This window comes from Paracoccus stylophorae (assembly GCF_028553765.1).
GTDB classification, from domain to species: Bacteria; Pseudomonadota; Alphaproteobacteria; order Rhodobacterales; family Rhodobacteraceae; genus Paracoccus; species Paracoccus stylophorae.
This window is the reverse complement of the sequence record NZ_CP067134.1, coordinates 2593098-2614519: the sequence shown is the minus strand read 5'-3', so window position 1 is coordinate 2614519 and position 21422 is coordinate 2593098. Positions and strand designations below refer to the sequence as shown.

Here is a 21422-nt window from a genome sequence, read left to right as displayed (position 1 = left end):
GCAGCTTGCGTTGCATCCTCGCGTCAGGTCCATTGGCGCGCGAAACATGCAGATTTTCCTTCCCATTGCCGAGGTTTCGGTCAACGCCTTCACCCTGGTCGGGCTGGGCGGGGTGGTCGGTCTGATGAGCGGGCTTTTCGGCGTCGGCGGCGGATTCCTGATCACGCCGCTGCTGTTCTTCATCGGCATCCCGCCCCCGATCGCCGTGGCCACCGGCGCCAATCAGGTCGTCGCCTCGTCGGTCAGCGGCGTGTTGGCGCATGTCAAGCGCAAGACCGTCGATTTCCGCATGGGCGGGGTTCTGCTGGCGGGCGGGCTGGCCGGGTCGGGGCTGGGCGTCTGGGTGTTCACGATCCTGCAAGATCTGGGCCAGGTCGATCTGGTCGTGCAGCTTTGCTATGTCGTGTTTCTGGGGCTGATCGGGGCGATGATGCTGCATGAAAGCGTGCGCACGCTGCGCCGGTCGCGCAACCCGGCCCATCGCAACCGCCTGCATCAGCGCAACTGGGTGCATCGCTGGCCGATCAAGGTCAAGTTCCGCGTCTCGGGGCTGTATATCAGCGTGCTGCCGGTGCTGCTGGTGGGGCTGGCGGTGGGGGTGCTGGCCGCGATCATGGGCGTGGGCGGCGGCTTCATCATGGTGCCGGCGATGATCTATCTGCTGGGGATGCCGACGAAGGTCGTCGTCGGCACGTCGCTGTTCCAGATCACCTTCGTCACCGCCTTCACGACGCTGATGCACGCGGTCAGCTATAACACCGTGGACATCATGCTGGCGGTGCTGCTGATCGTGGGCGGGGTGGTCGGCGCGCAGGTCGGCACCACGCTTGGCGCCAAACTGCGGGCCGAACAATTGCGCATCCTGCTGGCGCTGCTGGTGCTGCTGGTCTGCGGCACGCTGGCGCTGGATCTGTTCATGCGGCCCGACGATCTGTATTCCATCACCACGGAAACGCATTGATGCGGCGCGTCTTCCCCCTTGCAGCGTCGATCTGGCTGGCAGCGGCGATGGTCGCGGGGCCGGTCGCGGCACAGGACGCGCCGCCCCGGCAGGCGCCCGGATCGACCGTGCCGCTGGCGCCGGCGCAGCAGGGCTATCCGCTGTATCCCGGCCACGACGATCCGCGCCTTGACGACGCCGAACTGGCCGCCGACCCGGATGAGCAGGTGGTGGCCGGCCTGTCCAGCGACGCGGTCGCGATCACGGCCAGCTTCGATGGCTCGGACATCCTGATCTATGGCGCCGTCAAGCGCGAGACGCCGATCCCGCCCGGCGCGTCGCTGGAGATCATCGTCACCATCGAGGCCCCGGCCCAGGCGCTGACCGTGTGGCGCAAGGAACGGCGCATGGGCATCTGGCTGAACGCCGAAAGCGTCGAGATCGGCGCCGCCCCCGGCTTCTACGCCGTCGCCACCAGCGGCCCGCTGGACCGGATCCTGGACCCCGAATGGGACAGCCGCTATCGCATCTCGCTGCCGCTGGCGCTGCGCGCCTTCGGCGGCAAGCTGAATGTCGAGGACGCCGTGCCCTATACCGAGGCGCTGATCCGCCTGCGCGAGGCGAACGGGCTGTACCGGCTGGAGGAGGGCAGCGTGAAACTGGTCGACCAGACCCTGTTCCGCGCCGATATCAGCCTGCCCGCCAACCTGATCGAGGGCGATTACAAGACCCGCATCTTCCTGCTGCGCGACGGCGAGGTGGTCGATGTCTATCGCGCCCCGATCGAGGTGCGAAAGGTCGGGCTGGAACGCTGGCTGTATCGTCTGGCCTTCGATCAGCCGCTGCTTTACGGGCTGATGTCGCTGGCGGTAGCGGTCGCGGCGGGCTGGGGCGCCTCGGCCGTGTTCCGCAAGATCCGCCGCGCCTGACCCGCGCCCGACCCGCGCCCGACCCGCCGCGTCAAGGGGGCCGCGTCGCAGCGGTCCCGCACCACGCGACAGGCCCCGCGGTCGCCCGCGGGGCCTGTGCCCTCCCACGTCGCGGCGCCGACCCCCTCCGCTGGTCCGGCGCCGCTGGTGTGCGCTATTTCGCGGCGATCAGTTCGGCCTGACGCACGATCACCTCGGCCTGCTTGATCGAGGCGATATCGACCAGCCGCCCCTTGTAGACGGTCGCGCCCGCCCCCTCGGACCGGGCCGTTTCCATCGCCGCCAGAATCTCGCGCGCCTCGGTCACGGCGGCCTCGTCGGGCGAGAATACCTGGTTGGCCAGCGCGATCTGGCTGGGATGGATCGCCCATTTCCCGACCATGCCCAGTGTCGCCGACCGACGCGCCTGCGCCAGAAAACCGTCCTGGTCGGAAAAATCCCCGAACGGCCCGTCCACCGGCAGCAGCCCGTGCGTGCGGCAGGCGGCGACGATGGCGGCCTGTGCCCAGTGCCACGGGTCGGGCCAGTATTTCTGCCCCTCGCGGATCATGTAATAATTCTCCTGCGTCCCCCCGATCCCGGTCGTGGCCATCCCCATCGAGGCGGCGAAATCGGCCGCGCCCAGGCTGATGGCCTGCATCCGGGGCGAGGCGGCGGCGATCTCCTCGACATGGCAGATGCCGGCGGCGCTTTCGATGATGACCTCGAACCCGATGCGCTTCTGGCGGTCGCGGGCGCGTTCGATGGCGGTGACCAGCGCATCGACGGCATAGATGTCGGCGGCATTGCCGACCTTGGGGATCATGATCTGGTCGAGCCGCGGACCCGCGCGTTCCAGCAGATCGACGACATCGCGATACCAGAACGGCGTGTCCAGACCGTTGATCCGCACCGACAGCGTCTTGTCGCCCCAGTCCACGTCGCCGATGGCCTCGATGGTCTGCTTGCGGGCATTGTCCTTGTCGTCGGGCGACACCGAATCCTCAAGGTCGATATTGATGACATCGGCCTCGGACGCGGCCATCTTCTGGAACAGGGCCGCGCGCGAGCCGGGACCGAACAGCTGGCAGCGGTTCAGGCGGGCAGGGGGCGGCGGTTGAAGACGAAAGCTCATTGCAGATCCCCAAGGCTGGACGAAAGGAAGTTGCGGCACCCTTACCCCCGCCCCGTCCGGCTTTCAAGTCCGCCAGGGCGGCCCCCACGCCCTGGTCCGCGCATCCTGTCGCTTGACCGCCGCGCGCTTTGGGCGCAGGACCGGAACCACGCGCCGGAACGGAGGAGCAAAAGATGACGCGGACGGTTTACGTGAATGGCGACTACCTGCCCGAGGACGCGGCCCGCGTGTCGATCTTCGACCGCGGGTTCCTGATGGCCGACGCGGTCTATGAGGTGGTCAGCGTGCTGGACGGCCGGCTTCTGGATTTCGACGGCCACATGGCGCGGCTTGACCGCTCGCTGGATGCGCTGGCAATCGCCAACCCGCTGAGCCACGACGATTACCTGGCCGCGCATCGCGAACTGGTGGACCGGAACGCCATCACCGACGGGCTGGTCTATCTTCAGGTCACGCGCGGCAATCCGGGCGACCGCGACTTTGCCTATCCGCCCGAGGACACGCCGCCGACCGTGGTGATGTTCACCCAGGCCAAGCCGGGGCTGGCCGATGCACCGGCCGCCAGGACCGGCTGGAAGGTGGTCGGCGTCGAGGATCTGCGCTGGGGCCGGCGCGACATCAAGACGGTGCAGCTTCTCTATCCCTCGATGGCGAAGATGGAGGCGCGCGCCCGCGGTGCCGACGATGCCTGGCTGACCGAGGCGGGACACGTGACCGAAGGCACCTCGAACAACGCCTATATCGTGCGCGGCGGCGTCATCGTCACCCGCGAATTGTCGCGCGACATCCTGCACGGCATTACCCGCGCCGCCGTGCTGCGCTTTGCGCGCGAGGCGCAGATGACGGTCGAGGAACGCCCCTTCACAATCGCCGAGGCGCAGCAGGCCGACGAGGCCTTCGTGACCTCGGCCTCGGCCTTCGTGATGCCGGTGGTCGAGATCGACGGCAAGAAGGTCGGCGACGGCACGGTCGGCCCGGTCGCCACCCGCCTGCGCGAGATCTATCTTGAGGAAAGCCGCAAGGCCGCCATCTGATCCGCTGATCCGCGCGCGCGGTAACGGTGACGAACCCGCAGGGGTTTCGCGTCCCGCGACCGCCGGGGGGCTTCGCGCCCCCCGGACCCCCCGCGAGGTATTTGGAAAGAGGGCGAGGGGCCTACAGCCCCGCCTTCGCCAGCGTCCGCGCGATCACCGGGGCCAGCCGGTCGGCCCATTCCTGCTGTCCGGCCGGAGTCGCGATCAGGTCGTTGCGCAACTCGATCAGCAGGTTCGGGCGACCGTGGGCCAGGGCGTGACGGTCGATCGAATCGCCTTGCAGATGACCGCTATAGGGCTGGTTCTCGCCGGTGATCCAGCCCTCGTCGCGGCAGGCCTGCACCATGGCGGGGCCGAGGCGCGCGTCGCGATGCGAATAGAGGATGCCGATCTGCCAGGGCCGGGGCGGGCGTCCGCGCAGCTGCCGGGTAAAGCTGTGGACGGCGCAGATGCACCGCGCCGGGTGGCGCGACGCCAGCCGTTCCAGCGCCCGGTGATAGGGACGGTGCAGCCGTTCCAGCCTTCGTTCGCGTTCGGCCGGTCCGGCGGTCTTGTTGGCCGGGATCACCGTGCCGTCGTAAAGCCGCATCAGCAGGGTCGGGTCGTCCTCGCCCCGGTTCGGGTCGATCACGAGGCGCGAGAAATCCGACAGGATCGCCGGCGCGTCCATCGCCCGCGCCAGCCGCCGCGCCAGCCCGGCCGCGCCCACGTCATAGGCGATGTGGCGCGCCATATCGGCCGTCGCGATGCCCAGATCGCCGCCCGCCACCCAGTCCGGCACGCGGTTGGTGGCGTGATCGCAGGTGATCAGCCAGCGCGAGGGACGATCCTCGCCGATGATGCGGAACGGGTGCGCGGTGCTGTGGTCTTCATCCTTCATCTTGCCCGATCTGTATGCCAGACAGGAACCGGACGCCAGTTGTCGCGATGCGCGGGCTGTGGCATTGCCGGCGACAACCCCGCGACGCCGGGACCGGACGGACAGGAAAAGGGGCGGAGGATGAGACGACATCGCAATGTGAAGATCGTGGCGACGCTGGGGCCGGCATCGGCCAGCAAGGAGATGATCCGCGCGCTGTTCGACGCCGGCGCCGACGTGTTCCGCCTGAACATGAGCCATGGCAGCCACGACGATCACCGCGCCCGCCACGCCACCATCCGCGAGATCGAGGCCGAGACCGGGCGGCCCATCGCGATCCTGGCCGATCTGCAAGGCCCCAAGCTGCGGGTCGGGCAGTTCGCGGACGGCCCCCACGATCTTGCGGAGGGCGACCGGTTCCGCTTCGACCTCGACCCCGCCACCGGCGATGCGCAGCGCGTCCAGCTGCCGCATCCCGAGATCTTCGCGGCGCTGGAACCGGGCGCGGAACTGCTGGTCAATGACGGCAAGATCCGCCTGCGCGTCGACGCGTGCGGCCCCGATTTCGCCGATTGCACCGTGACCGTGCCGGGCACGATCAGCGACCGCAAGGGCGTGAACGTCCCCGACGTGGTGCTGCCGCTGGCGGCGCTGTCGGACAAGGACCGGGCCGATCTGGAATTCGCCTGCGAGCTGGGCGTGGACTGGCTGGCGCTGTCCTTCGTGCAGCGGGCCGAGGATGTCGAAGAGGCCAGGCGGCTCGCCCAGGGCCGCGCCGCCGTGCTGTCTAAGATCGAGAAGCCCGCCGCCGTCCGCGCCTTCGACGAGATCCTGAAGGCGTCCGACGGGATCATGGTCGCGCGCGGCGATCTGGGCGTGGAACTGCCGGTCCATTCCGTGCCGCCGATCCAGAAACGTCTGGTGCGGCTGTGCCGGGCCGCCGCCAAGCCGGTGATCGTGGCCACCCAGATGCTGGAATCGATGATCGAAAGCCCGATGCCCACGCGCGCCGAGGTCAGCGACGTCGCCAACGCCATCTACGAGGGCACCGACGCGGTCATGCTGTCGGCCGAAAGCGCCGCCGGCGCCTATCCGGTCGAGGCGGTGACGACGATGGACAGCGTCGCCCGCTCGGTCGAGGCCGATCCGAACTATCGCGCCATCATCGAGGCGTCGCGCGCCGCCAAGCTGCACAGCGTGGCCGACGCCATCGTGACCGCCGCGCGCGAGATCGCGGAAACCACCGACATCGCCGCGATCTGCGCCTTCACCCAGTCGGGCGCGACGGTCAGCCTGGTCGCGCGCGAACGCCCGCGCGTGCCGATCCTGGCGATGAGCCCCGTCGATACGGTGCTGCGCCGGATGTGCCTGACCTGGGGGGCGCATTGCGTCAAGACGGCACGGCTCAGCCGCTTCAAGGAGGCGGTGGTGACCTCGACCCGGACGGCGCGCGAATTCGGCTTTGCCGACGAGACCCGGCAGGTGGTGGTGATGGCCGGCGTGCCCTTCAACGTGCCGGGCACGACCAACATCCTGCGCATCGCGCCCTGCGACGAGCGGTTGATTTACGCCACCGATCCGGAATAGACCCGCGTGACCATATAGAAAACGGGTGGTGTCCATGTCCGATTATCTGCTGCTGGCCGGCGTCGCGCTGTGCGTGATCTCGGTTGTCGTCGCCATCGTCCAGCTGGTGCAGACCCACCCGCCACGGACGGCCGCGATCATCCTGATCCTGGGCATCGCCGCGATCTTCGCCTCTGCCTGGCTGGACCCCGAACCGCTGCGGCTGCGCGACGTGCCGCAGGCCTGGAACCGTGTCGTGGACGAGGCGCGCGGCGCCGTCCGCTGACCCGCCCGCAGCCCTTGTCAAATCCGCGCCGCCGCCTTATACGGCGCGCTTCTACCCGCGCTTCCGGCCCGATGGCATTGCCGAGTCGCGCGCTCACTCTGATCCGAAGGAGATGAAAATGCCGAAGATGAAGACCAAAGCGGCCGCCAAGAAGCGGTTCTCGATGACGGCCACGGGCAAGGTCAAGGCCGCCCAGGCCGGCAAGCGCCACGGCATGATCAAGCGCACGACGAAGTTCATTCGCAACGCGCGCGGCACCACCGTCCTGTGCGACGCGGATGCCAGGATCGTCAAGAAATACATGCCCTATAACCGCTGATCTGCGAGGACTGAACAATGGCAAGAGTTAAATCCGGCAAGGTCACCCACGCCCGCCACAAGAAGATCCTGGACAAGGCCAAGGGGTATTACGGCAACCGCTCGCGCACCTTCCGCACCGCGACGCAGGCCGTGGACAAGGCCAACCAGTATGCCACCCGCGACCGCAAGAACCGCAAGCGCAATTTCCGCGCCCTGTGGATCCAGCGCATCAACGCAGGCGTCCGCGCCATCGACGCCGAACTGACCTATTCGCGCTTCATCAACCTGCTGTCGAAAGCCGGCATCGAGGTCGACCGCAAGGTCCTGGCCGATCTGGCCGTGAACGAACCCGAGGCATTCGGCGCCATCGTCGAAAAGGCCAAGGCCGCCGCCTGAACGGCACCCCCCGACGACCCAAAGGCCCGCGCTGTCCGCGCGGGCCTTTTTCGTGCGCGGGCGGCATGTGTCACACCCCTGACACCCACCGGCAACGTCAGGGGGAGAAACTCGCGATAAAGGGCTTGTGAACTACAAGTGTTCATGTCTAGGTTGTGGGGCCGAAAGTCATCAGTCCCGGCCTGTCATCCGGTGCGGTGCCCTGAACCCGTTTCTTGAAATCGCCCTGATGCGGGTCTGCATCGGGCATGATGGTGGACACGCAATGCCCTATATCACCGAGATTCCGCGCTCTCTGATCACGGTCAATGCCGATGGTGAGATCGTCTTTCTGCCCGACACCTCGCTGGTCAACGCGTTCGGACCGTCGCAGGAATTCGCGCGCTACGACGTCGATGCGACGACCGGAACGACCATCGAAAACGGCGACAATATCGCGCCCGTGGATTCCAGCGGCGATCCGCTGATTTCCGGCACCTATGTCGGCACCGCCACGGTCAGCAACGCGGCCACCAGCGTCGGCCTGCCCACGATTGCCGATATCACGCTGCAGGTGAACCCGCTGTCGGGCCATATCATGCAGGACGATGCGTCGGGCGATTACTATTTCATCTCGGACGACCCCATCGACGACGACCACCTGCAGGTGACCGCCTCGATCGAAGTGGCCGGCGTCCCCATTTCCGTCACCGCGCCGATTTCCTCGATCACGGATGAGCTGGCCGACGCCGTCGCCGAGGTTCCGCTCGCTGGACCGGTCGTGGCAGGGGTGATCCGCGGCGCGACCGGGGTGATCCAGACGACCGCCAACGCCGCCATCGTGACGATCGACAACGATTCCACCGGCACGCTGGTTCTGGACGATGATGAGGTCGTCCCCTGTTTCCTGCGCGGAACGCTGATCGAAACCGCCGACGGCCCGGTCCCGGTCGAGGATCTGAGGGTCGGCGATCTGGTCCTGACCAAGGATCACGGTCTGCAACCGATCCGCTGGCGGGGCTGCGCCCGGCTGGACGCCGCCTCGCTGGCGAAGAAAGACAAGCTGCGCCCGATCCGCATCCGCGCCGGCGCGCTGGGCGGCGGAATGCCGGCCCGCGATCTGCTGGTCTCGCCCCAGCACCGCATCCTCGTCCGCTCGAAAATCGCGATCCGCATGTTCGACGCCGAAGAGGTGCTGATCGCGGCCGGGCAACTGCTGGAGGTCGAGGGGGTCGAGGTGGACCGCAACCTGACCGAGGTCGAATACCATCATTTCCTGTGCGACCGGCACGAGGTCGTTCTGGCCAACGGCGCGGCGGCCGAGGCGATGTATACCGGCGATCAGGCGCTGAAAGCCGTCGGTCACGCCGCGCGCGAAGAGATCTTCACCCTGTTTCCCGAATTGCGGGGCGGGCAGGTGCGCTGGCCCTCGGCCCGGCCCATTCCCTTGCGCAGAAAGGCGCGGAAACTGGTCTCGCGGCACGTGCTGAACCGGCGCGAACTGGTGTTCTAGCCCGCTTGCCGATTGTGGGAACGGCGGCGGCACCCTATCTTTGGCCGATGATGCACAACCAACAGTCGGCCAGAATCCCCGCAAGGGTGCCGCTGGCCACGCGGCCGGCGGGAATCCTTCAGACCGTGATGATGGCGCGGCGCAACGTGCTGTCGATCATTCCCGAACTGGCGCTGCGCCAGCCCATCGTGTCCGGCAAGACCGGGATCCGCTGGCACATGGTCATGGACCCCGAAAGCAATCGCCGCATCCTCAAGGACCGGGTCGAGGATTATCCCAAATCCGTCACCACCAAGCTGGTGCTGGAACCCGCCATCGGCGACAGCCTGTTCATCGCCGAGGGCGCCCAGTGGCGCTGGCAGCGGCGCGCGCTGGCCCCGGCCTTCGCGCATCGCCACGTGACCGCGCTGGGCCCGGTGATGACCGCCGCGGCCGAGGCGTCAAGCCGCCGTCTGGCCGCCGCCACCGGCCCGGTCGATCTCTTCGAGGAAACCGTGGCCGCCACGTTCGAGGTGATCTCGGACGTGACCCTGTCGGGCGACGCCAGTTTCGACCGCAAGGCGGTGCATCACGCCATCAACGGCTATATCTCGCAGACGGCCAAGGTGTCGCTGCTGGACGTGCTGGGCCTGCCCGCATGGCTGCCGCGACCGGGGCGGCTGATGTCGGGGGGCGAATTGCGGCGGATGAAGGGTGTCGCGGACCGGGCCATCGCGGCGCGGGCGGGGGCGGCCCGCGACGGCGCGCCGGACCTGCTGGATCTGCTGCTGGACGCCGCCGACCCCGAAACCGGCCGCCGCATGACCCGCGAGGAGTTGCGCGACAACCTGCTGACCTTCATCGTGGCGGGCCATGAGACCACGGCGCTGACGCTGGCATGGGCGCTGTATCTGTGCGCCTTCGATCCGGCGGTGCAGGAACGCGCCGCGACCCAGGCGCAGGACGTGCTGGGCGACCGGGCGGCGACGGCGGGCGACATGGACGCGCTGCCTTATGTCGCGCGGATCGTGAACGAATCGCTGCGGCTCTATCCCGCCGCGGCCTTCCTGTCGCGCACCGCGCAGGCGCATGACACGCTGTGCGGGCGCGAGGTGCGCCCCGGCGACACCGTCATGCTGCCGATCTATGCGCTGCACCGCCACCATCTGCTGTGGGACCGCCCCGACGCGTTCGATCCCGACCGTTTCGACACCACGCCCGACCGCTATGCCTTCCTGCCCTTCGGCGCCGGCCCGCGTATCTGCATCGGCGCCAGCTTTGCTATGCAAGAGGCGGTCATCATCCTGGCCACGCTGCTGGCCCGGTTCCGGTTCCGCGCACTGCCCGGCCGCGCGCCCGAACCGCGCATGATCCTGACCCTGCGCCCGCATGGCGGCGTCGTGCTGAACGTCAGCCGGCGCTGAGGCCGCAGGCGCCCGCCGCGGTTGAAGCTTGCATGGATCACGCATCCGTTACAGTCTGATCGCATCGCGCTTTCAGGAGGCTGACGCATGAATGCGGTCATCGATTTTCTCAACACGATCTTCTGGGGATATGTCCTGATCTATGGCCTTCTGGCCGTGGGCATCTACTTCACGCTTCGCCTGGGCTTCATCCAGATCCGCCATTTCGGAGAGATGTGGCGCTGCGTCCTGGGCTCGGACAAGACCGACCGCGACGGCATCTCGCCGTTTCAGGCGCTGACCGTCAGCCTGGCCAGCCGCGTGGGCACCGGCAACATCGCCGGCGTCGCCGTGGCGCTGACCCTGGGCGGGCCGGGCGCGATCTTCTGGATGTGGATGGTGGCGCTGGTCGGCATGGCCACCGCCTATGCCGAATCGACGCTGGCCCAGCTTTACAAGATCCACGGGCCGGGCGGCATGTATCGCGGCGGTCCGGCCTATTACATCTCGGCCGGGCTGAAACAGCCCTGGCTTGCGGCGGTGTTCTCGGTCGCGCTGATCCTGTCCTTCGGGCTGATCTTCAACGCCGTGCAGGCAAATTCCATCGCCGAGGCGGTCGAAAGCTCGTTCGGGATCGACAAGGCCATCGTCGGCGTCGTCGTCGCGGCGCTGACCGCGGTGATCATCTTCGGCGGCATCCCGCAGATCGCCCGCGTGGCCGAAATGGTGGTCCCGCCGATGGCCGCGCTGTACCTGCTGGCCGCGATCGTCGTGCTGATCCTGAATATCGGCGAGGTGCCGGGCATCCTGGCGGGCATCGTCAAATCCGCCTTCGGCCTGCAAGAGGCGGTCGGCGGCGTCACCGGCGGGGTGATCGCGGCGGCGATGAACGGCATCAAGCGCGGCCTGTTCTCGAACGAGGCGGGGATGGGCTCGGCCCCCAACATCGCCGCCGTCGCGACCCCCGCGCCGCACCACCCCAGCTCGCAGGGCTTCGTGCAGGCGCTGGGCGTGTTCATCGACACGCTGCTGATCTGCACCGCCACGGCGGTGATGATCCTGCTGGCCGACGTGATGCCGTCGGCGGAACTGACCGGGGTGAACCTGACGCAGGCGGCGCTGACCGATCATTTCGGCGGCTTCGGCGGGGTCTTCGTGGCCGTCGCCATCTTCTTCTTCGCCTTCACCTCGATCATCGGCAACTATTCCTATGCCGAAAACGCCGTCGTCTTCCTGGGCGGCGGCACGACCGGGATCCTGGTGCTGCGGGTGGCGGCGCTGGCCATGGTGATCTGGGGGGCGATGCAGGCGGTCTCGACCGTGTTCAACTTCGCCGATGCCAGCATGGGGCTGATGGCCACGGTGAACCTGATCGCCATCGTGCTGCTGTCGGGCACCATCGCCTATGTGACGCGCGACTATCTGCGCCAGCGCAAATCGGGGCAAGAGCCGCGATTTCACATCGACCAGCATCCCGAGATCGCGCCCGGCGTGAACCGCGAGATCTGGAAATAGAGAGGCACTGGCGGGAAGGGCGCAACCGCGCCTTTCCCGCCGCCTGACCCGCGCGCCTCGCGGCCTTCCCCCGCGCGCCGACAAATGCTAACCGGGACGCGACAGCGACCCGAGGCATGACGATGGACGATCTGACCCCCCTGCGCCAGCAATGGCTTGACCGCATCAAGGATGCCGCCGACCCGGCCGCGATCGAACAGGTGCGCCTTGCCGCGTTGGGCAAGAAGGGCGAAATCAGCCTGAAGATGCGCGAACTGGGCCGGATGAGCCCCGAACAGCGTCAGACCACCGGCAAGGCCCTGAACGCCCTGCGCGACGAGATCGACAGCGCCCTGCGCGCCCGCCGCGAAAGCCTCGAGGATGCGGCGCTGGAATCGCGTCTGGCCGGCGAATGGCTGGACGTGACGCTGCCCGGCCGCCCGCGTCCGCAGGGCACGATCCACCCGGTCAGCCAGGTCACCGACGAGGTGACGGCGATCTTTGCCGATATGGGCTTTGCCGTGGCCGAAGGGCCGCAGGTCGAAACCGACTGGTATAATTTCGACGCGCTGAACATCGCGCCCGAACACCCCGCGCGGCAGGAACACGACACGTTCTTCATGCACCGGGCGCCCGGCGACGACCGCCCGCCGCATGTGCTGCGCACCCATACCTCGCCGGTCCAGATCCGCGCCATGCAGGATCAGGGCGCGCCGATCCGCATCATCGCGCCGGGCCGCGTCTATCGCATGGACATGGACCAGACCCACACCCCCATGTTCCACCAGATCGAGGGGCTGGCCATCGACCGCGACATCTCCATGGCGCAGCTGAAATGGACGCTGGAGGAATTTTTTTCGGCCTTCTTCGGCACCCGTGTGAAGACCCGGTTCCGCGCCAGCCATTTCCCTTTCACCGAACCCTCGGCCGAGGTCGATATCCAGTGTTCCTGGGAAGGCGGCACGCTGAAGGTGGGCGAGGGGGATGGCTGGCTCGAGGTGCTGGGCTCGGGCATGGTCCATCCCAACGTACTGCGCTCGGGCGGGATCGACCCGGACCAGTGGCAGGGCTTTGCCTTCGGCATGGGCATCGACCGGATGGCGATGCTGAAATACGGCATCCCCGATCTGCGCGCCTTCTTCGAAAGCGATCTGCGCTGGCTGCGCCATTTCGGCTTCATGCCGGGCGACGTGCCGTCGGTCGCGGGCGGCCTGAACCGTTGAGCTTCTGGCGCGGCATCTTTCGGCACGAGCGCCGCGAGGCCAGCCCCGCCACGCGCCGCCTTTACGCCCGGTTCGAGATCGCGCACACCATCGTCGATTTCTCGGCGGCGCTGTGCTTCATCATCGGCTCGATCATGTTCTTCTCCGAGGCGTGGATGACCCCCGCCACATGGTTCTTCACCGTGGGCTCGTTCCTGTTCGCGATGAAACCGACGCTGCGCCTGTGGCGCGAGATCAAGCTGTATCGCATGGGCAAGACCGACACGCTGGCGGATCGGTGGGGCTGATCGCGGCTGTCGCGCCCGACGCCCGGCGCGTGCTGGAACCCGCGCCGCGATGCCTGGCGCGATCCGTGACGCCGCATTGCCGCTGTCGGCCCGCGCGTGTCCTTCATCCGGCCGCCGCCGTCAGCCCCGCCTGACGCGCCTGCATCGAAAGCTGCTGATACGGCTGCGCAAATCGGGCGATGCCGACATGCCCGCACGGGGCCGCGAAAAAGAACGCGATTTCGCATCCCGGTGCTAGACTGGAAATCCCGAATCGTCCCGCTAACCTTCGAGAGGGCGTCATGTTCAGATTTCCCGCGTTTTGCCTTGCCGTATTCCTTCCGACCGTGGCCGCGGCGCAGGACTGCAAGCCGATACGTTTCGCGCCCGGAGATGACGGCGCCTTCATCGACGACGTGCTTCCCCCGAAAGTGCCGGACGGCTCTGGCGGGCCGCGCTGTTACAGCCTCGACGTGCGCAAGGGGCAGCGCATCTCGGTCGAGGTTGTCGGCGGGGACGAAAACGTGGCGGTCAGTGTCATCGACGTCGGCGATGCGCGACGCAGCTTCGATTTCGTGGCTCCCTCCAGCCGCGTCGAGTTCGTCGTCTTTCAACTGTTTCCATCGCCCGAAGAGGCCGATTACTCGCTGCTCGTAAAGGCCTTCTGAAACCGGCGCCCCGGGCCGGCCCCGACCCTGGGTCATGCTCGGCTATTCTGCGCGCGGCAACAGCCGTGTTCGATCAGCATCTGTTGCCGGGTGTCCGGGGTCATGAAATCCTCGGTTGACGATCGGATGTCTCGCCGGCCGCAGGAACGCGCGCCGCAGGCCCGGTGTGGCACCGAAAGGTTGAGGTTTCCCTAACGCCCGCAAGAATCCTTGTCCACCGCTCGCAATCGGTGCACGACCGGTGCACATTCTGTGCCGCCCCGGTGCACGAAGGGTGCAGCGAAAACCCCTGCATTTGCTGGGCCTGACGACCCCGCCGCCGCGCCCGGCCCTGATGCAACGCGCGCAGGCGTTGCGTCGGGGCGCGGGGCAGGGGTCAGCGGTTCGGCCAGATCGGCGCGTGCCGGTTCACGTCCTTGTAAAGCAGATAGCGGAACCGTCCCGGCCCGCCGGCATAGCAGGCCTGCGGGCAGAACGCGCGCAGCCACATGAAGTCGCCCGGCCCCACCTCGACCCAGTCCCGGTTCAGCCGGTAGACCGCCTTGCCCTCCAGCACGAACAACCCATGCTCCATCACATGCGTCTCCGCGAATGGAATCGAGCCGCCGGGCTGGAACGTGACCACCGTGATATGCATGTCGTGGCGCAGATCGGCCGGGTCCATGAACCGCGTCGTGGCCCACGCGCCATCCGTGTCGGCCATGGGCGAGGGCGCGATATCCTGCTCGCGCGCAACGAACGGATCGGGCTTGTCGACCCCCGCGCAAGGCTGCCAGCGCTTGCGCCACCAGTGAAACCCGGTCTCGCCCGAGGTGGTGTTCCTGACCGTCCATCCGGTGCCGGCGGGGATATAGGCAAAGCCGCCCGGACCCAGCAAATGCTGGCGTCCCGCGATGGTCACGCACAATTCTCCGCCGGTCACGAAGACCGCGTGCTGGATCTCGGGATCGTCGTCGGGCGCATCGCTGCCGCCGCCCTCGGCCAGTTCCACGATATACTGACTGAACGTCTCGGCAAAGCCCGACAGCGGGCGGGCCAGCATCCACATCCGCATGCCCGTCCAGCCGGGCAGATAGCTGGTCACGATGTCGCGCATCACGGTGCGCGGGATCACGGCATAAGCCTCGGTGAAGACGGCGGTGTCGGTCGTCAGCCCGGTCTGGGGCGGCAGCCCCGCGACCGGACCGGCATAGGGTCCGTCGTGCCTGGGCGCGGTCTGCACCTGTGCGGGATCGCCGGTCGGGGCGCCGTGGGGCGGGGTATGGGTCATCTGCTTCCTCGATCGTGGCTGCGACCTTCTGGCGAAGGATCGGTCATTTCAGGATGTCGTTCAGCCGCAGTTCCGCGATCCGCATGACCTGTTTTTCGGCCTCGGCGCGTTCGGTCTCGGTGTCGTTCTCGACCCGCTGGCGCATGGCGGCCTGGATGCCGGCCTTGTCGTAATCGCGCACGGCGATGATGAACGGGAAGCCGTGCTGGGCGGTGTAGGCATCGTTCAGGCGCATGAACTCGGCCCGTTCCGCGTCGGTCAGCGCATCCAGCCCCGCACCCGCCTGTTCCGCGGTGCTTTCAGCCGTCAACTGCCTTGCCGCGGCCAGCTTGCCGGCCAGATCGGGGTGGGCGACCAGCACGCCCAGCCGGTCCGCGTCGTCGGCGGCGCGAAAGATTTGCGCCATCCGGCGCGACAGGCCCGTGGCGCTGTCGTGGACGGCGCCGATCTCGGAGTCCCAGACACGCTCGGCCACCCAGGGCGAATGTTCATAGACACCGCCGAACCTTTTCACGAATTCGTCGCGGTCCATCCGCGACGGCCGCAGCCTTTCGCGATAGGGATGCGTCTCGGCCCAGTGCCGCGCGATGTCCAGCCGGGATGCCAGCCAGACCCCTTCATGCGCGCGGCAATGATCCAGAAAGCGCTGCACCGCCACCGCGCGGCCGGGGCGGCCGGCCAGGCGGCAATGCAGCCCGACGGACATCATCTTGGGCGCGCCCGCCTGACCTTCGGCATACAGCATGTCGAAACTGTCGCGCAGATAGTCGAAGAACTCGACCCCGGTGCCGAACCCCTGACCGCTGGAAAAGCGCATGTCGTTGGCGTCCATCGTATAGGGCACGATCAGCTGCGGACGCCCCTGATGGACATGCCAATAGGGCAGGTCGTCGGCGATGCTGTCGGCCAGATACGCGAAGCCGCCCTCTTCGCAGCCCAGTTCGACCGTGTTCATCGACGTGCGGCCCTGATAGAAACCATAGGGGCGTTCGCCGGTGATGCTGGTATGCAGGGCGATGGCGCGGGCAAGATGTTCGGCCTCGACCTCGCGCGGGATGTCCTTGTAGTCGATCCATTTCAGCCCGTGGGTCGCGATCTCCCACCCGGCCTGCTGCATCGCGGCGACCTGTTCGGGCGCGCGTTCCAGCGCGGTGGCGACGCCATAGACCGTGACCGGCACGTCCTTCAAAATCCGGTGCAGGCGCCAGAACCCGGCCCGCGCGCCGTAATCATAGATCGATTCCATGTTCCAGTGCCGCTGGCCCGGCCAGGGCTTGGCGCCGATGATCTCGGACAGGAACGCCTCGGAGGCCGCATCGCCATGTTCGACGCTGTTCTCGCCGCCTTCCTCGTAATTCATCACGATCTGGACCGCGATCTTCGCGCCGCCGGGCCATTTCGGGTCCGGGGTCGTCTCACCATATCCTCGCATGTCGCGGCTGTAGCGCATCTGCCTGTCCTCCGACCTCGCCTGCCGACAGCAAACCGCGCGCGGGCCCGTGGGGCAAGCCGGCAGAAGCACGATTCTGTATCAACGAATCGGCGAAGATGGGGCGCGGTTTCAAGACATCGTTGAAAGACTTGCGGGCTGCGGGCGATTGCGGGCGTCGTGAACCGCCCCATAAGCTTTTCGCATGGCGGCACGGAAAAAGCCGCGGGGAGGAATATCAATGGATCGTTATTTCAAGCTGTCCGAACACGGCAGCAATGTCAGGACCGAGGTGGTCGCGGGGATCACCACCTTCCTGACGATGGCCTATATCATCTTCGTGAACCCCGACATCCTGTCCTCGACCGGGATGGACCGGGACGCGGTGTTCGTCGCCACCTGCCTGGCTGCGGCCATCGGGTCGGCGGTGATGGGGTTCTGGGCGAACTGGCCCATCGGCATGGCGCCGGGCATGGGGCTGAACGCCTTCTTCGCCTTCACCGTGGTCGGCGCGATGGGCTTTACCTGGCAGCAGGCCCTGGGCGCGGTCTTCATCAGCGGCCTGATCTTCCTGTTCCTGTCGGTGACGGGCATACGGCGCTGGCTGATCGAGGGGATTCCGCTGTCGATGCGCAGCGCCATCGCGGCGGGGATCGGCCTGTTCCTTGCGATCATCGCGCTGAAATCGTCGGGCATCGTGGTGGCCAGCCCGGCCACGTTCGTGATGCTGGGCGATCTGACCGAAAGCGGGGCGTTGCTGACGATTGCGGGGTTCTTCATCATCGCCGCGCTGGATGCGCTGAAGGTTCCCGGCTCGATCCTGATCGGTATCCTGGTCATCACCGCCGCCTCGATCCTGCTGGGGGTCAGCCAGTTCGGCGGCATCATGTCCGCGCCGCCCTCGATCGCGCCCACCTTCCTGCAGCTGGATCTTCTGGGCGCGCTCAGCTTTGGCATTTTCCATGTCGTGCTGGTCATGGTGCTGGTCGAGATCTTCGACGCCACCGGCACGCTGATCGGCGTGGCCAAGCGCGCCGGATTGCTGGTCGAGGGGCCGGCGCATCGCAACCGCAACCTGGGCCGCGCGCTGATGGCGGATTCGACCGCGATCCTGGCCGGTTCGGTGCTGGGCACGTCCTCGACCACCGCCTATGCCGAAAGCGCGTCGGGCGTGGCTGCGGGCGGGCGCACCGGGCTGACCGCGCTGGTCGTCTCGGGGCTGTTCGTGCTGGCGATGTTCTTTGCGCCGCTGGCGGGGGCGGTGCCCGCCTATGCCACCGCGCCCGCGCTGCTGTATGTCGCGTCGCTGATGGTGCGCGAGATGGTCGAGATCGACTGGGACGACGTGACCGAAAGCGCGCCCGCCGTGCTGACCGCGATCGCGATGCCGTTCACCTATTCCATCGCCAACGGGCTTGCCTTCGGTTTTGTCAGCTATGCGGTGCTGAAGCTGCTGACCGGCCGCGCGCGCGAGGTTCATGCCGCGACCTGGATCGTCGCTGCGCTGTTCGTGATCCGCTTCGCCTTCTTCCCCGAAGGGTGATCGCGCCGCGCCATTCTGCGCCGACGCCCCGCCATCTGCCGGCGGGGCGTTTGCCGTTTGGGGGGAACGTTCCGGGCGTGGTCTAGCCGCCCAAAGCCTGCGTCAGATCGCCTGCCGCCGCGGCGACGGCCGCCCCCAATGTCTTGACATGGGCCGGTCCGATCCGGTGGCTGGGCCCGCTGACGCTGATCCCCGCGACCGCCTCGCCGGTCAGGTCGAAGACGGGGGCGGCGATGCAGCGCATGCCGCGGGTCTTTTCCTCGTCGTCGAAGGCGAATCCGCGTTGGCGGATACGCGCCATGTCTTCGCCAAGCGCCTCGGCCGTGGTCAGGGTCTTGTCGGTGAACCGCTTCAGCGGCGCCTGTTCCAGCAGCGCCGTCAGGGTTTCGGGCCGCCCGAAGGCCAGCAGCGCCTTGCCGATCCCCGAGGCGTGCAGCGGCGACCGGGTGCCGGGCGGAAAGAAGGCGCGGATCGTCTCGTGCGTTTCGGCCTGGCTGACGAACAGCACCGCATCGCCGTTCAGGATGCCCAGATTGGCCGTCTCGCCCGTATGTTCCATCAGCGCGCGCAGCACCGGCCGGGCGCGCTCCACAATCCCCGACCGCCGCATGAACGCCGACCCCAGGCGAAACGTGGCGGGGCCGATATGCCAGGTCTGGGTCGCCGGATCGGTTTCCGCGACGCCGCGCGCGGCCAGCGTGTGCAGCACCCGATGCACGGTCGAGGGCGACTGGTCCGATTTCTCGGCCACCTCGGACAGGGTCAGGCCGGGCTGGGCCGCCAGCAGGTCCAGAATGTCCAGCGCCCGGTCCAGCGCCAGGATGGTACCCGCGCTGTCCGGTGCGCTGCGCGGGCGGCCGCGTTTGCGTGTCGGTTCGGCCATTCTTCTCCCCCGGTTAACAATGCATCCTGATTCCCGCGAAAATCGCCGATCGCAAGTGGAAAAACACAACGTCATGTTTCGACGCGGTTTTCCAGCATATTTTCGCAGGTCGGAAAACATTTCCAGAAAAATTGTGGGATTGCGGATCACCAGCTAGGTTTGATGTTGACCCGCAGGAGGAATCGTCATGACCAGCCAGAACCCCGTTTTCATCCCCGGCCCGACCAACATCCCCGAGGTGCTGCGCAAGGCCGTGGACATGCCCACGATCGACCATCGCAGCCCGCTGTTCGGCAAGATCCTTCATCCCGCGCTTGAGGGCGTCAAGAAGGTGCTGAAGACGACCGAGGGGCAGGTGTTCGTGTTCCCCTCGACCGGCACCGGCGGATGGGAGACCGCGATCACCAACACGCTGTCGCCGGGCGACAAGGTGCTGGCCACGCGCAACGGCATGTTCAGCCATCGCTGGATCGACATGTGCCAGCGGCACGGGCTGGACGTTCAGGTGGTCACGCAGGAATGGGGCGACGGCGTTCCGGCCGACAAGTTCGAAGAGATCCTGACCGCCGACAAGGAACACCGGATCAAGGTCGTGCTGGCCACGCATAACGAAACCGCGACCGGCGTGAAATCCGACATCGCCGCCGTGCGCCGCGCGCTGGACAGCGCGAACCATCCCGCGATGCTGTTCGTCGATGGCGTCAGCTCGATCGGGTGCTATGATTTCCGCATGGACGAATGGGGCGTCGACGTGGCCGTCACCGGCTCGCAAAAGGGCTTCATGCTGCCCCCCGGCCTTGGCATTGTCGGCTTTTCGCCCAAGGCGATGCAGGCGACCGAGACCGCGACACTGTTCCGCACCTATTTCGACGTGCGCGACATGGCAAAGGGCTATGCCAATAACGGCTATCCCTATACGCCGCCGGTCGGCCTGCTGAACGGGCTGAACGTGTCCTGCCGGATGCTGCTGGACGAAGGGCTGGAAAACGTCTTCGCCCGCCATCACCGCATCGCCGAGGGCGTTCGCCGCGCCGTCGATGCGTGGGGTCTGAAACTGTGCGCGCTGCGCCCCGAGCTTTATTCCGACAGCGTCAGCGCCATCCGCGTGCCCGAGGGCATTGACGGCAACAAGGTCGTCAGCCACGCGCTGAACGCCTATGGCGTGGCCTTCGGCACCGGTCTGGGCGATGTCGCGGGCAAGGTGTTCCGCATCGGCCATCTGGGCAGCCTGACCGATGTCATGGCGCTGTCGGGCATCGCCACGGCCGAGATGGTCATGGTCGATCTGGGCATGAACGTGAAGCTGGGCAGCGGCGTCGCTGCCGCGCAGGAACATTACCGTCAAAGCGCCGCGGCGGCGCAGAAGGCGGCCGCGTGATGAAAGACCGCCAGATGGTCATTCCGACCTATGAGGACATGCTGGCCGCGCATGAGCGGATCAAGCCGCATATCCGCCGCACGCCGATCCGCACCTCGGATTACCTGAACGAGTTGACCGGCGCGCAGCTGTTCTTCAAATGCGAGAATTTCCAGGAGCCGGGGGCCTTCAAGGTCCGCGGCGCCAGCAATGCCGTCTTCGGGCTGAGCGAGGAACAGGCGAAGCGCGGCGTGGCCACCCATTCCTCGGGCAACCACGCCTCCTGCCTGTCCTATGCGGCGATGCGGCGGGGGATTCCCTGCAACGTCGTAATGCCGCGCACCGCGCCGCAGGCCAAGAAGGACACCGTCGCGCGCTATGGCGGCCAGATCACCGAATGCGACCCCTCGACCAGTTCGCGCGAGGCGACCTTCGCCCGCGTGCAAGAGGAAACCGGCGGCGATTTCGTCCATCCCTACAACGATCCGCGCGTGATCGCGGGTCAGGGCACCTGCGCGCGCGAGTTCATGGAGCAGACCGATGGGCTGGACATCGTCATGGCGCCCATCGGCGGGGGCGGCATGATCTCGGGAACCTGCCTGACGCTGGCAACGCTGGCGCCCGAGACGAAGGTGATCGCGGCCGAACCCGAACAGGCCGACGACGCCTATCGCAGCTTCAAGGCCGGCCACATCATCGCCGACGATGCGCCCAAGACCATCGCGGACGGGCTTCTGGTGCCGCTGAAGGATCTGACCTGGCATTTCGTCAGCAACCACGTCTCGGACATCCTGACCGCGTCCGAGGACGAGATCGTCGAGGCCATGAAGATCGGCTGGAAACATCTGCGGATCGTGCTTGAGGCCAGCAGCGCCGTGCCGCTGGCCACGATCCTGAAGAACCGCGACAGATTTGCCGGCAAGCGGGTCGGCGTCATCATCACGGGCGGCAATGTCGACCTGGACAAGCTGCCCTGGACCTGAGGAGAGGT

The 21422-nt window shown here is 67.1% G+C and carries 21 protein-coding genes; 16 read left to right on the top strand and 5 right to left on the bottom strand.

Features of this window, described 5'->3' with window-relative positions; all coding sequences use genetic code 11:
* The first annotated feature begins 46 nt into the window (after positions 1-46).
* Both JHW45_RS12885 and JHW45_RS12880 read left to right on the top strand, forming a co-directional pair.
* The gene (locus tag JHW45_RS12885) at positions 47-961 is read left to right on the top strand and encodes a sulfite exporter TauE/SafE family protein (protein WP_272858005.1); all 915 of its coding nucleotides are present in this window, start codon (positions 47-49) and stop codon (positions 959-961) included.
* Positions 961-1869, top strand: a complete 909-nt coding sequence (locus JHW45_RS12880) for a TIGR02186 family protein (protein ID WP_272858004.1) — start codon at positions 961-963, stop codon at positions 1867-1869. The genes JHW45_RS12885 and JHW45_RS12880 overlap by 1 nt, the downstream gene beginning before the upstream one ends.
* A 154-nt stretch (positions 1870-2023) precedes the next feature.
* On the opposite strand, the gene JHW45_RS12875 is transcribed toward JHW45_RS12880, so the two are convergent.
* Positions 2024-2983, bottom strand: coding sequence for an L-malyl-CoA/beta-methylmalyl-CoA lyase (locus JHW45_RS12875; protein WP_272858003.1), 960 nt, complete (start codon positions 2981-2983; stop codon positions 2024-2026).
* 173 nt (positions 2984-3156) lie between these two features.
* On the opposite strand from JHW45_RS12875, the gene JHW45_RS12870 reads away from it, so the two are divergent.
* Positions 3157-4017, top strand: a complete 861-nt coding sequence (locus JHW45_RS12870) for a D-amino-acid transaminase (protein ID WP_272858002.1) — start codon at positions 3157-3159, stop codon at positions 4015-4017.
* 121 nt (positions 4018-4138) lie between these two features.
* Here the strand turns inward: JHW45_RS12870 and JHW45_RS12865 are convergent, their stop codons facing one another.
* Positions 4139-4897, bottom strand: coding sequence for an N-formylglutamate amidohydrolase (locus JHW45_RS12865; RefSeq protein ID WP_272858001.1), 759 nt, complete (start codon positions 4895-4897; stop codon positions 4139-4141).
* 120 nt (positions 4898-5017) lie between these two features.
* Between JHW45_RS12865 and pyk the strand changes: the two genes are divergently transcribed.
* The 10 genes from pyk (at position 5018) to JHW45_RS12815 (ending at position 13949) form a co-directional block, all read left to right on the top strand.
* Positions 5018-6463, top strand: a complete 1446-nt coding sequence (pyk, locus tag JHW45_RS12860) for a pyruvate kinase (protein ID WP_272858000.1) — start codon at positions 5018-5020, stop codon at positions 6461-6463.
* A gap of 34 nt (positions 6464-6497) precedes the next feature.
* Complete coding sequence (locus JHW45_RS12855) at positions 6498-6728, top strand: hypothetical protein (RefSeq protein WP_272857999.1); 231 nt, start codon at positions 6498-6500, stop codon at positions 6726-6728.
* Positions 6729-6846: 118 nt separating this feature from the next.
* On the top strand, positions 6847-7047 hold the full coding sequence (rpmI, locus tag JHW45_RS12850; protein WP_272857998.1) for a 50S ribosomal protein L35: 201 nt from the start codon (positions 6847-6849) through the stop codon (positions 7045-7047).
* 17 nt (positions 7048-7064) lie between these two features.
* Positions 7065-7424: a 50S ribosomal protein L20 gene (gene rplT / locus JHW45_RS12845; protein WP_272857997.1), complete on the top strand. Its 360-nt coding sequence runs from the start codon at positions 7065-7067 to the stop codon at positions 7422-7424.
* Between the two features lie 265 nt (positions 7425-7689).
* Positions 7690-8916, top strand: a complete 1227-nt coding sequence (locus JHW45_RS12840; RefSeq protein ID WP_272857996.1) for a Hint domain-containing protein — start codon at positions 7690-7692, stop codon at positions 8914-8916.
* Between the two features lie 50 nt (positions 8917-8966).
* Complete coding sequence (locus JHW45_RS12835; RefSeq protein WP_272860614.1) at positions 8967-10319, top strand: cytochrome P450; 1353 nt, start codon at positions 8967-8969, stop codon at positions 10317-10319.
* A gap of 87 nt (positions 10320-10406) precedes the next feature.
* Positions 10407-11813 carry an alanine/glycine:cation symporter family protein gene (locus JHW45_RS12830; RefSeq protein WP_272857995.1) on the top strand — a complete coding sequence of 469 codons (1407 nt, stop codon included), beginning with the start codon at positions 10407-10409 and terminating at the stop codon, positions 11811-11813.
* A gap of 122 nt (positions 11814-11935) precedes the next feature.
* The gene (pheS, locus tag JHW45_RS12825; protein WP_272857994.1) at positions 11936-13015 is read left to right on the top strand and encodes a phenylalanine--tRNA ligase subunit alpha; all 1080 of its coding nucleotides are present in this window, start codon (positions 11936-11938) and stop codon (positions 13013-13015) included.
* Positions 13012-13302, top strand: coding sequence for a YrhK family protein (locus JHW45_RS12820; protein WP_272857993.1), 291 nt, complete (start codon positions 13012-13014; stop codon positions 13300-13302). The genes pheS and JHW45_RS12820 overlap by 4 nt, the downstream gene beginning before the upstream one ends.
* A 281-nt stretch (positions 13303-13583) precedes the next feature.
* Entirely contained in the window at positions 13584-13949 is a 366-nt protein-coding gene (locus JHW45_RS12815; protein WP_272857992.1) for a hypothetical protein, read from the top strand.
* Between the two features lie 376 nt (positions 13950-14325).
* Here the strand turns inward: JHW45_RS12815 and JHW45_RS12810 are convergent, their stop codons facing one another.
* Both JHW45_RS12810 and puuE read right to left on the bottom strand, forming a co-directional pair.
* The gene (locus tag JHW45_RS12810; RefSeq protein WP_272857991.1) at positions 14326-15219 is read right to left on the bottom strand and encodes a bifunctional allantoicase/(S)-ureidoglycine aminohydrolase; all 894 of its coding nucleotides are present in this window, start codon (positions 15217-15219) and stop codon (positions 14326-14328) included.
* A gap of 43 nt (positions 15220-15262) precedes the next feature.
* A complete protein-coding gene (gene puuE, locus JHW45_RS12805) occupies positions 15263-16669 on the bottom strand; it encodes an allantoinase PuuE (protein WP_272857990.1) in 1407 nt (468 codons plus the stop codon).
* Between the two features lie 220 nt (positions 16670-16889).
* Between puuE and JHW45_RS12800 the strand changes: the two genes are divergently transcribed.
* Complete coding sequence (locus tag JHW45_RS12800; RefSeq protein ID WP_272857989.1) at positions 16890-18191, top strand: NCS2 family permease; 1302 nt, start codon at positions 16890-16892, stop codon at positions 18189-18191.
* An 82-nt stretch (positions 18192-18273) separates the two neighbouring features.
* On the opposite strand, the gene bhcR is transcribed toward JHW45_RS12800, so the two are convergent.
* Positions 18274-19074: an HTH-type transcriptional regulator BhcR gene (gene bhcR / locus JHW45_RS12795; RefSeq protein WP_272857988.1), complete on the bottom strand. Its 801-nt coding sequence runs from the start codon at positions 19072-19074 to the stop codon at positions 18274-18276.
* A gap of 187 nt (positions 19075-19261) precedes the next feature.
* Between bhcR and bhcA the strand changes: the two genes are divergently transcribed.
* Positions 19262-20452, top strand: coding sequence for an L-aspartate--glyoxylate aminotransferase BhcA (gene bhcA, locus JHW45_RS12790; RefSeq protein WP_272857987.1), 1191 nt, complete (start codon positions 19262-19264; stop codon positions 20450-20452).
* Positions 20452-21414, top strand: a complete 963-nt coding sequence (bhcB, locus tag JHW45_RS12785; protein WP_272857986.1) for a beta-hydroxyaspartate dehydratase BhcB — start codon at positions 20452-20454, stop codon at positions 21412-21414. The genes bhcA and bhcB overlap by 1 nt, the downstream gene beginning before the upstream one ends.
* The last annotated feature ends 8 nt before the right edge of the window (positions 21415-21422 follow it).

What these genes read in the sequence shown, in the direction of transcription:
- JHW45_RS12865 (WP_272858001.1), bottom strand. Translation starts at nt 4,897, where the DNA reads ATGAAGGATGAAGACCACAGCACCGCGCACCCGTTCCGCATCATCGGC.
- JHW45_RS12880 (WP_272858004.1), top strand. Translation starts at nt 961, where the DNA reads ATGCGGCGCGTCTTCCCCCTTGCAGCGTCGATCTGGCTGGCAGCGGCG.
- JHW45_RS12840 (WP_272857996.1), top strand. Translation starts at nt 7,690, where the DNA reads ATGCCCTATATCACCGAGATTCCGCGCTCTCTGATCACGGTCAATGCC.
- pyk (WP_272858000.1), top strand. Translation starts at nt 5,018, where the DNA reads ATGAGACGACATCGCAATGTGAAGATCGTGGCGACGCTGGGGCCGGCA.
- rplT (WP_272857997.1), top strand. Translation starts at nt 7,065, where the DNA reads ATGGCAAGAGTTAAATCCGGCAAGGTCACCCACGCCCGCCACAAGAAG.
- JHW45_RS12875 (WP_272858003.1), bottom strand. Translation starts at nt 2,983, where the DNA reads ATGAGCTTTCGTCTTCAACCGCCGCCCCCTGCCCGCCTGAACCGCTGC.
- JHW45_RS12870 (WP_272858002.1), top strand. Translation starts at nt 3,157, where the DNA reads ATGACGCGGACGGTTTACGTGAATGGCGACTACCTGCCCGAGGACGCG.
- bhcB (WP_272857986.1), top strand. Translation starts at nt 20,452, where the DNA reads ATGAAAGACCGCCAGATGGTCATTCCGACCTATGAGGACATGCTGGCC.
- bhcA (WP_272857987.1), top strand. Translation starts at nt 19,262, where the DNA reads ATGACCAGCCAGAACCCCGTTTTCATCCCCGGCCCGACCAACATCCCC.
- JHW45_RS12800 (WP_272857989.1), top strand. Translation starts at nt 16,890, where the DNA reads ATGGATCGTTATTTCAAGCTGTCCGAACACGGCAGCAATGTCAGGACC.
- JHW45_RS12815 (WP_272857992.1), top strand. Translation starts at nt 13,584, where the DNA reads ATGTTCAGATTTCCCGCGTTTTGCCTTGCCGTATTCCTTCCGACCGTG.
- bhcR (WP_272857988.1), bottom strand. Translation starts at nt 19,074, where the DNA reads ATGGCCGAACCGACACGCAAACGCGGCCGCCCGCGCAGCGCACCGGAC.
- JHW45_RS12885 (WP_272858005.1), top strand. Translation starts at nt 47, where the DNA reads ATGCAGATTTTCCTTCCCATTGCCGAGGTTTCGGTCAACGCCTTCACC.
- rpmI (WP_272857998.1), top strand. Translation starts at nt 6,847, where the DNA reads ATGCCGAAGATGAAGACCAAAGCGGCCGCCAAGAAGCGGTTCTCGATG.
- JHW45_RS12855 (WP_272857999.1), top strand. Translation starts at nt 6,498, where the DNA reads ATGTCCGATTATCTGCTGCTGGCCGGCGTCGCGCTGTGCGTGATCTCG.
- JHW45_RS12810 (WP_272857991.1), bottom strand. Translation starts at nt 15,219, where the DNA reads ATGACCCATACCCCGCCCCACGGCGCCCCGACCGGCGATCCCGCACAG.
- JHW45_RS12830 (WP_272857995.1), top strand. Translation starts at nt 10,407, where the DNA reads ATGAATGCGGTCATCGATTTTCTCAACACGATCTTCTGGGGATATGTC.
- pheS (WP_272857994.1), top strand. Translation starts at nt 11,936, where the DNA reads ATGGACGATCTGACCCCCCTGCGCCAGCAATGGCTTGACCGCATCAAG.
- JHW45_RS12835 (WP_272860614.1), top strand. Translation starts at nt 8,967, where the DNA reads ATGCACAACCAACAGTCGGCCAGAATCCCCGCAAGGGTGCCGCTGGCC.
- puuE (WP_272857990.1), bottom strand. Translation starts at nt 16,669, where the DNA reads ATGCGCTACAGCCGCGACATGCGAGGATATGGTGAGACGACCCCGGAC.